The sequence below is a fragment of the Bacillus sp. H1a genome, from assembly GCF_000633475.1.
Lineage (GTDB): Bacteria > Bacillota > Bacilli > Bacillales > Bacillaceae_G > Bacillus_A > Bacillus_A paramycoides.
This window is the reverse complement of sequence record NZ_AYMH01000132.1, coordinates 1-11,342: the sequence shown is the minus strand read 5'-3', so window position 1 is coordinate 11,342 and position 11,342 is coordinate 1. Positions and strand designations below refer to the sequence as shown.

General features: G+C 33.1%; 9 protein-coding genes and 1 riboswitch. Of the genes, 2 read left to right on the top strand and 7 right to left on the bottom strand.

Features of this window, described 5'->3' with window-relative positions; translation table 11 throughout:
* Positions 1 to 21 precede the first annotated feature (21 nt).
* The 5 genes from U860_RS0130540 to U860_RS0130520 form a co-directional block, all read right to left on the bottom strand.
* Entirely contained in the window at positions 22 to 969 is a 948-nt protein-coding gene (locus U860_RS0130540) for a sugar-binding transcriptional regulator (RefSeq protein WP_025151438.1), read from the bottom strand.
* Between the two features lie 278 nt (positions 970 to 1,247).
* The gene (locus U860_RS0130535; RefSeq protein ID WP_025151437.1) at positions 1,248 to 2,327 is read right to left on the bottom strand and encodes an HBL/NHE enterotoxin family protein; all 1,080 of its coding nucleotides are present in this window, start codon (positions 2,325 to 2,327) and stop codon (positions 1,248 to 1,250) included.
* Positions 2,328 to 2,460: 133 nt separating this feature from the next.
* Positions 2,461 to 3,669 (bottom strand): non-hemolytic enterotoxin NHE subunit B, encoded by a 1,209-nt coding sequence (gene nheB / locus U860_RS0130530; RefSeq protein ID WP_025151436.1) that lies wholly within the window; start codon positions 3,667 to 3,669, stop codon positions 2,461 to 2,463.
* 37 nt (positions 3,670 to 3,706) lie between these two features.
* On the bottom strand, positions 3,707 to 4,867 hold the full coding sequence (locus tag U860_RS0130525) for an HBL/NHE enterotoxin family protein (protein ID WP_025151435.1): 1,161 nt from the start codon (positions 4,865 to 4,867) through the stop codon (positions 3,707 to 3,709).
* 583 nt (positions 4,868 to 5,450) lie between these two features.
* Positions 5,451 to 7,277, bottom strand: coding sequence for an APC family permease (locus tag U860_RS0130520; RefSeq protein ID WP_025151434.1), 1,827 nt, complete (start codon positions 7,275 to 7,277; stop codon positions 5,451 to 5,453).
* A 142-nt stretch (positions 7,278 to 7,419) separates the two neighbouring features.
* Positions 7,420 to 7,566: riboswitch (cyclic di-AMP (ydaO/yuaA leader) on the bottom strand.
* 161 nt (positions 7,567 to 7,727) lie between these two features.
* Between U860_RS0130520 and U860_RS36935 the strand changes: the two genes are divergently transcribed.
* Positions 7,728 to 7,856 (top strand): hypothetical protein, encoded by a 129-nt coding sequence (locus U860_RS36935; protein WP_025151433.1) that lies wholly within the window; start codon positions 7,728 to 7,730, stop codon positions 7,854 to 7,856.
* 90 nt (positions 7,857 to 7,946) lie between these two features.
* Here the strand turns inward: U860_RS36935 and U860_RS0130505 are convergent, their stop codons facing one another.
* Together U860_RS0130505 and panE are read right to left on the bottom strand one after the other, a co-directional pair.
* Positions 7,947 to 8,327 (bottom strand): hypothetical protein, encoded by a 381-nt coding sequence (locus tag U860_RS0130505; protein ID WP_025151432.1) that lies wholly within the window; start codon positions 8,325 to 8,327, stop codon positions 7,947 to 7,949.
* 245 nt (positions 8,328 to 8,572) lie between these two features.
* Positions 8,573 to 9,505 carry a 2-dehydropantoate 2-reductase gene (gene panE / locus U860_RS0130500; protein ID WP_025151431.1) on the bottom strand — a complete coding sequence of 311 codons (933 nt, stop codon included), beginning with the start codon at positions 9,503 to 9,505 and terminating at the stop codon, positions 8,573 to 8,575.
* A 175-nt stretch (positions 9,506 to 9,680) separates the two neighbouring features.
* On the opposite strand from panE, the gene U860_RS0130495 reads away from it, so the two are divergent.
* Positions 9,681 to 11,156 carry a hypothetical protein gene (locus U860_RS0130495; RefSeq protein ID WP_025151430.1) on the top strand — a complete coding sequence of 492 codons (1,476 nt, stop codon included), beginning with the start codon at positions 9,681 to 9,683 and terminating at the stop codon, positions 11,154 to 11,156.
* The last annotated feature ends 186 nt before the right edge of the window (positions 11,157 to 11,342 follow it).

The window sequence follows — 11,342 nt, the reverse complement described above, 5'->3', positions numbered from 1 at the left end:
TTTTGAGAAAGCCTTTTATTTCTAACCTTTTTGATAATGTAACAATTCTTTCGCCGTATGCTGATCTATAATTAGCACATTTGCATACCCACCACTTAACGCTCCATCAATTGCTTTTATTTTTCTATTACCACCTGCAACTAAAATAGAACGTTTCTTTAACTTTAATTCTTCTAACTCAATTCCAATTGTACGCTGATTAATTTCTTCGCTACTAATATTTCCGTCTCCATCAAAGAAACGTGAACAAATGTCACCGACCGCTTGTTTTTTCAGTAAGCTCGTTTCATCCTTATCTAAATATCCTAATCGGAATAATAACGCTTCATCACGCACTGTTCCGACAGTGAAAATTGCAATGTTCGCTTGTTTTCCCATTTCGATAATATGATGAATATGTCTATCTTGCTCTACTAATTCTTTTGTCACCGCATTATCAAATATAACTGGAAGTGGTAGATTTCTTGGCGTCGTTTGAAAAGCATCTGCAAATAAAGCAATTGTCTCATTCGCATATGTATTTACACTCGAGTGACTAATGCCACCTTTTAATTGAACAACCTCTACCCCTTTTACATGTTGCGGTACGATTTTTCTAGCGATTTCATACATCGTCATTCCCCAGCTAACACCAACGATATCACCGTTTTCAACTGTCTTTTCCATATACTCAGCAGCATATTTACTAATGTACTCCGTAATCGTTGCATATTCTGGTACAGGAGAAAATACAACATGAGCCTCTAACAAATTATACTTTTCTTTAAGTAAATTCCCTACGTTATCTAAATCAGCAAATGGATCAGCTATACTAATTTGAACAAACCCTTTTTCTTTTGCATACTTTAATAGTCTAGAAATCGTAGGTCTTGAAATATTTAATTTATTAGCAATTTCTTGCTGACTATAATCTGATTGATAATATAATCTTGCAACTTCGACACTTAATTGTTGTTTATCTTTATCCATAGTAACTAATTACATATCCTTTCCTGTATTTCCCTTTCGTTACAAGCATTATACAGCTTTATGCAAGAAATTTCGACTATTGGATAATAAAAAATAAGGGGATGTCCCTGAGTCGAAATTTTTGACTCGGTGACATCCCTTTTTATAGACGTACTAAAGTAAATGAAATTATATCAGCGATTTTTCAAATATATCGACTTACGGACAAATAATGACAATAATAGCACCTGTATAATAAGTCGGCTAAAAAATTGGGAATACACTCACTAATTAAAGTTTTACTTCGTCACGCCTTCATGTAATTTCTCCGTGTAATTCTTTACATCTGTCCAGCTATCTTTCGCCGTATTTAAATCTTCTTTTATAAAGGTAAATTCTTCAGGGCTGATTCCTTTTACGTTTTGTAGTAAATTATTATATTTTGCACCTACCGTATACCACTGATTTGATATGTTTTGCAGTGCTGTAATTGCTGCATCAATTGTTTCTGTCATATTTGTTGTTTTATTTTTTACATCTGTCAAAATTGCCACTTCTGCTTGCGCTCCAGAAATCCTATTCTTTAAACTGGCTATTTCTCGTTCTGCATTTGCAATATCTTTTTTCGCAATCGCAATCATCGGTCCGCCCGCAAGACAAGTTATTAGTGCTACGCAAAGTACACCACCAGCAATCACCATATCGTTACTCTTTTTGATTGAATCGTTATATGTATTGATTTGTTGCTCTAAAGCTGGAATTCCAGCATTCGTACTTGCTAAAATCGCTGTCAATTGATTCGAGTCTTCTTTAAAGCTATTTGTATCCTTCGTCATTCTATCGCGATAAGCTTTTAAATTCCCTAATAATACGTCTACCTCATTTTGATTCTTTAAAATGTCCGCATACAACTTTTCTAAATCTGCTTTTAGCTTCACACTATCTTTTTGATCAATCGCTGATAATAAACGATTATAGTACGTCTGAAACGTATTATTAAAATCAATAATATTTTGATCTGTTTTCATAATTTGAGGTTTCATTTCATTTAGCCAATATGCCGCGTTAATTTTTGCATCTTTTTGATGCTGAATCATATTCCCCCTTAACTCGCCATTAATTGAACTTATTTTACTCAAATCAGTCTCTTGTTCATTTTGAATTAATTTTGCATATGAATCCATTGCAAATATGCTTGATGTTGTTTGCGCCATTACATCTTGGAATCCTGCTGGACCGAGAGAATAATTTTCCGCATTTTCTTGTAGTGTCTTTACGTTTTGTTCTGCTGCAAGAGGATGTAAAGGAACCGCATTACTTGTTGCGACTCCAGCAATCATTATCGTTAAAAGACATTTTTTATAGAAATTATTACGCATACTTATCACCTATTCTTTTTATGAGGATATGAAACGTTAGAGGTAAAAAAGCTCCTGCTCACTACTGAACAGGAGCTCTCCATTATTTAAAAATCATTTATCTTTACGTAATGCTGTAACGGTTTAGTTGCTATTATGCTTTTTTCGTATCCACTACTTTAATATCCTCAGCATAAATCTTTTCCGCATAGTCTTTAATGTTTTTCCAGCTATCTTTAGCTATATTCAAATCTTCTTTAATGAAAACAAGGTCGTTTGGACTAATAGAATCTACATTTTGAAGTAAAGAATTGTATTTTGATCCCATTGTATACCATTGATTTGAAATGTTTTGCAACGCTGTAATTGCAGTATCAATTGTATTTGTTAAATACTCAGTTTGTGTTTTAATGTTTGTTAATCCTGCTACTTCTAATTGAGCAGTTGTAACTTGCCCTGTTATTTTTTGAATTTCAGCTTGTGCATTATCAAGTTCTTTTTTAGCTAGTACAATTCCAGCTGTTCCACCACCTACAGCTGCTGTTCCACCTGCAATTAATGCGATTCCTAGCGGAGTTCCCGCTCCCGTAGCAATTACAACCGCACCACCGATAATTGCAATTGGGCCTAAAGCTGTTGCAACAGATGAACCGATAATAATTGCATTATATTTACTAATTGCTTCATTATACGTTGTAATTTGATTTTGCAGAAGCGGAATTCCAGCATCTTGACTAGCTAAGATAGATGTAATTTGATTTGCATCTCCCTTGAAATTTTGAGTATCTGTAGTCATTTTATTTCGGAATTTCTTCAAGTCTTCTACTAACTTATCTACTTGCGCTTTATTTTCAGTAATACTACTTGATAATCTAGTTAGACCTTTCGTAAGAGTTGCTTTATCCTTTGCATCAACCGCAGCAACTAAAGTATCATAATAGTTTTGGAATTTCGTGTTGTAATTAATAATATTTTGATTCGTTGAAATAAGCTGTGGCTTTAATACATCTAACCATTGCTTCGCATTTCCTCTAGCTGTATCTTGGTGCTGAATCACTTTTCCTTTTAAAGCTGCATCAACTGACGATACATTTCCAAAACTAACATTGCCTTGTTTAATAATCGTTAAAGCGTACAGATCCATTACTAAAGCGTTTGAACCTGTTCTTTCCATTGCATCTTTCAGGCCTTCTGGCCCTAATGAGTATTCTTCATAGTCATTATAAGCTTTTGCTACCGCATGAACTGGAGCTTGTTTCACTGTACTTTCAGCTGCATAAGTATGGGCCGGCATAATATTCCCTGCTGCAAATACTGCCATAAGTGCTGATAGAGCCATTACTTTATAAGGTTTTTTTGTCATTTTTCTTCTCTCCCTATATCGTTAATTATTTTTCTTTTTAATGTACTTCAACGTTTGTAACGTAATCTTCAAATTGATTTGTTTGCTTATTCATTTCATCACTTATTTTTTTGAGTTGATTGAAATGTTTTTGAAGTAAACTACTGTCTGTATACGTGCCTTCTTCAATATTTGTGTGAATTTGGATCATATTATTATTTAAAACTTTCCAATCCGTTAATAACGTTTCTAAAGTTAAGATTTGGCGATCAATTAGTTCTGTAAAACTACTTACTTGATCTTCAACGAATGTAATCTGAGTCGCCTCTGATTCAGTTTGTGATAACTTTTGAATAAGTGGTAGTAGCTCTTTTTGCTTTTGCTGAATACGAAGAGCTGCTTCCCTCGTTTGACTATCTGCAGCATTTACAATTTCATTACTTAAAGTACCGATAGAAACAAAATCAATTGTTTTCGTTTGTGCAGTTTGATTTGTGATTGTAAATACTTGTTTACCGATATTAATAGAACCTTTAATAATTTCTTGTGGTCTATTCAAAATAGTAGTTAGTTCAGCTTGAATTTCCCCTTGAATTCTTTTTATATCTTCTCTTAATTTCACAATATCTCCATTTGATCCTTGTAGTGTTTTTATTGCTTCATCAGCTTTAATCGATAAATTGCTACTATCTTTATCTAATACCGTTTTAAATCGATTTAGTTCTAACAAATCTTGCTCCATACTCTCCTGAATCGTTTGTACTTGCACTTGTAATTTTCCATATGCGCTTGTGAAATCTGCTTTTGCTTGTTCATCTTCATTTACTTTTCCTGCTAGTTCATATAGCTTACTATAATAGCTATTGAATCTAGTACTATATCTCATCATCTCTTGATTTAAGTCGATTAACTTCGGATTATATTCGTCAATCCACTCGCGTACATTCGCCTTTGCAAATTTTTGATGATTCGTCAAACTACTCATAGCGTTTACCTTAATGTCTGGTTGTTGCAAAATAATTAATCCGTATGCTTGTATAAGCGGTGATTGCGATCCTAACATTCTAATTGAATTTGATAATGTATTTGGAGCAATTACATTTTGCACATTTAGTACTTTCACTTCTGATTGCCCCTCCTTAGCGTAAGCGCTTACAGGAATGAAGCAACTCGTAGATACTGCTGTAACCAATAACCCTGTAATTAAAGTTTTTTTCACTTTAACTCCTCCTATGTATTAGCAACTATTAATATCGCATTGTATTATTCTATTTTCTTTCATATATTGAGATGGTTAAAAATAAAGAACGTTCTCATCGTGATTCATGTACTAACCACCTCTCTCGATTTACAGTACTCACTTAATGTTATAGAACATTTCATAACTTATCATATGTGCTTAGTATGAATAGTCTTGTATAAACTTTCAATCTTCACATGCACATAGTGAATATATTACATGAAAATATTATTCGTTTTAAACTAATAAACCTACGTAAGTATGAAATTTCATTTTGTTTTCATTCAAATTTTGTACTGTAAGGTCATTTAAACACAGCTATTTATCCACCGTAAAGAAGTATTTTTATTCCCTTTATTTTCAAGGTCTCATGTCCTTATTTCAAAATAAAATCCGAGAGACTAACTCAATTGAAATATCCATAACTCACACTAGAAAACGTGACTAACCCACAAACAATAAAATTATATTAGTATATCTTTTAGGCCGATATGCAATTATGCATAGAACATACAAAAAGATAGCTTCACAAAAGTGAAGCTATCTCTAACATTTATTTTTCTTATTTTTTCAAATGATATGGCACTGTCGTAATAACAACATTTCTTCGATACAGTAGAAACGCACGAATGAGTAAACTAGACTGATTATGAAGAATGTTATGCCAACCTTTTTTCGGAATAAACTGTGGTATAACGACCGTAACTCGGTAATTTGATTCACTCGCCTTATATTGCACCGTATCAATAAACTTTGTTAACGGTTGAATAATACTTCTATAATGAGAATGTAATGTAACAAGCCTTACTTCAGGTTGCCACTTCTTCCATTTCTCTTCAAATTTCTTTTCCTCTTCTCTGTCAAAAGCAACATATACAGCGATAACTTGATCTGCAGAAAGAGCCTTAGCATAATTCAATGAATTTTCTACTACATGAGTCATGCCAGCTACAGGAACGACAATTACATTCCCCTCAATCGGAACAATTCGCTCACAAGTTTTTAAACTTAATTGATCACCCACTGCATCATAATGCTTCTTAATTCGATGAAACAAGAAGATAATGAAAGGTAAGAAAATAAGTATTGACCAAACTTGCGCGAATTTAGTTAAAAAGAACATACTCATAACGATAAAACTAATAACTGCACCAGTTAAATTAATCGTTAATCGTAACATCCATCCCTCAGGTTTTTCACGAAGCCATTTTAGTACCATTCCAGTTTGAGAAAGTGTAAATGGAATAAATACCCCTACCGCATATAGCGGAATCAAGTGTTCTGTTTTCCCTTGGAAAGCTACAATTAAAATAATCGAAGCAATCCCAAGTATAATAATACCGTTTGAATACCCTAGACGGTCTCCTCTAATTGTAAACATTCTCGGGATGAACTTATCTTTCGCAAGATTAACCGCCAATAATGGAAAGGCAGAATATCCTGTATTAGCAGCAAGAATTAATATTAAAGCTGTTGTACCTTGTATGAAATAGTACATGAAATTACGTCCAAATGTTTGTTCAGCGATTTGTGAAACAACCGTTACTTGTTTACTTGGATTAATGCCATAATAGTAAGCTAAAAAGACAATTCCCGAAAATAAAACGGCAAGTAAAGCACCCATCGCAAGCAATGTTTTTGCCGCATTGTTAGGAGAAGGATCTTTAAAATTTGGGATTGCATTAGAGATTGCTTCAACACCTGTTAAAGCAGAACTTCCTGATGCAAACGCTCTTAACAGTAAAAACAAACTAATTCCTGCAACGGGTGTTCCAATTGGCGAATGTAAAGTCGGTGAAACTTGACCAGTTAAAATATTATATATTCCTACACCAATTAGTATAAATAATGCTAAAACAAATAAATAAACAGGATATGCTAAAATCGAAGCTGATTCAGTTACCCCTCTTAAATTTAAAATAGTAATCAATATGACAAATATAATCGCAATGATTACATTATGTGCATGTAAGCTAGGAAAAGCAGATGTGAGCGCATCTGTACCTGCAGACACACTTACTGCAACAGTTAAAATGTAATCAACTAATAAAGATCCTCCTGCTATTAAGCCTGGATTCATCCCTAAATTTTCTTTTGATACAACATATGCCCCCCCGCCATGAGGGTAAGAAAAAATAATTTGTCGATAAGATAAAATAAGAGCTGTCAATAATACTAATACCCCAACAGCTATTGGAATAGAATACCAATAAGCTACTGCTCCAAGACCTGCTAATGCAATTAAAATTTGCTCTGGACCATAAGCAACCGATGACAATGCGTCAGAAGATAAAATCGCTAACGCCTTCGTTTTATTAAGCTTTTGTTCTCCTAACTCGGTTGATTTTAACGGTCTTCCAATTAAAAATTTTTTGATAGCTGAAACCACTGCTGTCCACTCTCCAATAATTTTGTACGAACCATTCTGCTAGTCACAACCAATAAACTATCTCTTCAGAAAATAAAAATGTCTACAAGCCATAACGAATAGACTTGTAGACATTAATTTTTTTGTCGCACAAGCTCCACCTTCCTTCTCAATATAACGCTTACGAGGTTAGCTGTCGGATTCGGGCCTATGAGTAGCCCTACCTTTTTCAAGGATTCACCCCATTGAATTATGTACTAATCCATTTAAACGGGTCCCCCGCACCATGCAGTTTCAGCGATTTAGAAAATTGAAACTGTGGATTATAATACTCCTTTATTTTTAAAAAGTAAATAAAAATTTTCATAAAATAACTCAAATTTTAAAAAGCTAAAAAAATTATGATGATTATGTATGATTCCAGAATAAATAATCATAATTAATAATATTACAACCATTTAGGAGGCTCATATGTCAAAGAAAAAGAAACCAATCTTATCAGATTATTTTTTAGATGAAGTTAGAAAAGAAATCAACCATCTATACGGTAATATGGAAAAAGAACGGGATATTACACAAGAAAATAAAAGGAATCGATAATTGATTTGAACTAAGTTACAACATTAAAAAAGTCTGTTTTTACATAATGTAACTTAAAACAGACTTTTTTATTCTTAAACACCGATAAATTTATTGCGTATAAATTACAACAAGCATCCAAATAGCTAAAGCAGAAATAACTGCAAGTACTATACGAGTAGATAGTACACGCACTTCAAAATTTGTCTTTTTTGATGGTTCAGGATATGAAATAATGTAAATCCCTTTTAAGAGTGATAGCCACCCTATAAGTGTTACAAAGCCTTGCCAATTGAACTCCCATACATTATGCAAAATAACTGTGCTTACGCCTAAGAAAATTGATAAAAATCCATACATAATTCCAGAACCTCTATCTTCCACAACTAGCCTTTTCAATTCGCGTAACACGGATGGCCGTATAAAAAGAATTCCGGATACAATTAATATAATCCAGCCCCAAAACAAACCTAAAAAAGTAATTATAGTCATGCTCCCCTCTCCTTTCCATCACATTTATATTTCAATACTCACCATTTTTAGAACTCACTTATTTATCTATGTATTAAAAGCAAACATCCAATTTCATCAAATGCTGTTTTTATACGTGCACTAAATTATTCAAAATCCCCATTGAACGATCATACATTTTCTACCTTCACTAAAAAACAGAAAGAAGTATAGAAAAAACAATAATGTTTTTTCTATACTTCTTTCATTTCACTACTACAAATAAACTATACCAATTCTTTATTTAAAAACATTTCTTGATATACTTTTAAGTTTTGATATACTATTTCCAATAATGGAGTATCTATATGCAATTGCTTTGCTAGTTCCAACAAATATCCTTGCAAATGCGCCCCTTCAATGAACGAACCTTTTTCCATATCACGCTGCATAGAGGACTTCATATCATAAGAAATTTTATCAATTGTTTTCATATGTTCCTCAACAATATTATCCTTAACTGGAGCTCCAAATGCCCTCATAATTTGCATAGATTCCTCAAATACATTTCGGATAAATTCACGTCCACCTTCACTTTCACGAATCGGCCCTATTGGCGCACGCATTAATGTTGTCACTCCTGACATTACGGTGATAAATAAATATTTATGCCACATGTCCTGCAAAATATTTTCACTTAATACAAAACTAGCTTTCGTACCCGCAAATACTTTAGAAATACGTTGCATTCTCTCTACATCTTGAGGCTTAATTTCCCCAAATACAAGTCTATTGGCAGCACTAGTTTGTACGACATCCCCTTCGCTATTTAATGTCGTTTCAATAAAGCATAAACCACCAATCACCTTTTCCTCACTAAACTCTTTTTGTAATAGTGATAAATGAGCCATACCATTCAATAATGGGATTATGACTGTATTCTCACCTACAAATGATTTCAAATCTACTATTGCCTCTTTTAGGTGATATGCTTTTGTTGAAAATAAAATCACATCAAATGGAGCAGTGATATCTTCTTTCGTTATTAATTTCGGTTGAAATGAAAAATCTCCGTTAACGCTTCGGATAACAAGACCTTTTTTCTCTAATTGTTGTTTCCGTCTACTACGAACGAGAAAAGTAACATCTTCTCCCTTTTCTACTAGTCGTCCACCAAAAAATCCACCAACGCCTCCAGCTCCTAATACTAAAATGCGCATATTACATCCCCCTTTTTAAAACATGATATTACTACTTTTAGTATACATAATATTGTACATGTCCCCTAATGAATAAGCTGAATTTTCATTCTTAACCGAGTGAAAAACAGTGGTTATTTTTAAGCAGATTTGGGCATGTTGTTTCTATAGCTTATATTGAAAGGAAACTATGTAAATGGAGGCAATACAAACAATCGAAGAAAAATATGTATCAACAGCGATTTTTCAATTTATTTTCCCATTTTCGTTCAAAAGTGGATATGAACAAAATATGTTCCCTTTCTTACAAAAAAATGATTTCCGGCCCTTTCGACTCGATCATCTCGAAGATGAAAATACATATTACGGGGAGTTTCATGTTTCACATCAAAATATGGAAGCATACTATCTTTCATTTACAAATAAAATTCTCTTTCCTCGCTCTGAGCATCAAAAAGGATTACAGCGCTATTCTAAAGATCTCAATTTAAACGGACATTTAACAACAAATCTAATCTCTGTCCCGTTCACAGTGCACTCAATCGATGTAACACTATGCCCTTATGAACTTGGGTTCCTAACAATTCGAACTGAAGTTAACACCTCTCCAAATATGACACTATCAGACGCAATAGAATTCGCTACACGATTCCGTGTACTTGAAACGAGAGATGAAACGGACGAAAATATTTGCATAACATGCGATGGGAAAAAATATTCCCAAGTTGAAAAATTCATTTTCGGTTATTTATTTAACGGCTTAACAGATTTTTTTGAAAAGAAAAGATTAAGAAGTTCTTACTTTCAAACTTTTCCTTTCTTTGAAGACCAAAGAATGTACGTGCAAACTTTGTTATCGCTAAAAGAAAATATGGAACTTAACGTTATTGATGTTTATCGTACTTCCAGTCTTTCTGGATTAACAAGTGATGGTAAACCATATGTTAGTGCGAACAATCTCCCTTATATTAATGATTACTTAAAACAGCACGCCTATCAAAGGTGGGCTCCTAATCGTTATTTCATAATGGAAGAACATATTTTCACATGTATTACGAACGAAGATGATAATAAAATAGCTAAACTTGCTAGCCAAATGTATGGGGAGTTTTATTACGCTTTATTATTAAACTTATTTCATAAAATTGTATTATTAAAAATGGCAAACGCTTATGCTGAACTAAATATTGAACAGGATACAAATGAGATAGAGAAGTTAATTTATTCTATCAATTCGTTTACAGCTAATTATTTTTCTTTAGAATTAGTATCTCAGTCACAAAGTGAAGATATTTTCTTTCGTTTAAGAAAGCTTTTCAATATTGAAATACTGTTCACAAATGCGAAACAAAATCTTGATAGTTTGTTTAAATATCAAGAAAATGTTGCCTCTAAAAAAGATAGCCTTTTATTATTAATTTTAACTCTCTATTCTGTAGTGGGCCAAATGCTAGGGTTTACTATGATTGACCTTTTAAAAAACACTGATTCAAATCATATATCTTCACCCCTAGAATATTTTGCTCTTCTAATCGCGTTTAGCGGCATAGTCATTTCACTTATTTTAGGTGTGCAAGGTTTATACCAATGGGCTATACAACATAGGAATCGAAAAGCATGGGTAAAACAAACTGTATTGTCTGCTGTGAAAGAGAAAGAGGATAAGAATTAAAGACTTTTGGCTCCAACAGATGATTTTTCAATTTTGTAATGCGTGCCGTACGTTAGTAAATGAAATTTTTATCGGCGATCTTTTGAATATATCGACCACAACTCAAAATATATCAGCGATTTTTAACATATATCGATTTACCAACAAAAACTGACAATGGTTATATGTAATAAAAAAAGAGGCTAT

Bases quoted from the DNA above. Each gene is read 5' to 3' on its own strand.
- U860_RS36935 (WP_025151433.1), top strand. From the start codon at position 7,728: ATGTCAAAGAAAAAGAAACCAATCTTATCAGATTATTTTTTAGATGAA.
- nheB (WP_025151436.1), bottom strand. From the start codon at position 3,669: ATGACAAAAAAACCTTATAAAGTAATGGCTCTATCAGCACTTATGGCA.
- U860_RS0130505 (WP_025151432.1), bottom strand. From the start codon at position 8,327: ATGACTATAATTACTTTTTTAGGTTTGTTTTGGGGCTGGATTATATTA.
- U860_RS0130495 (WP_025151430.1), top strand. From the start codon at position 9,681: ATGGAGGCAATACAAACAATCGAAGAAAAATATGTATCAACAGCGATT.
- panE (WP_025151431.1), bottom strand. From the start codon at position 9,505: ATGCGCATTTTAGTATTAGGAGCTGGAGGCGTTGGTGGATTTTTTGGT.
- U860_RS0130540 (WP_025151438.1), bottom strand. From the start codon at position 969: ATGGATAAAGATAAACAACAATTAAGTGTCGAAGTTGCAAGATTATAT.
- U860_RS0130535 (WP_025151437.1), bottom strand. From the start codon at position 2,327: ATGCGTAATAATTTCTATAAAAAATGTCTTTTAACGATAATGATTGCT.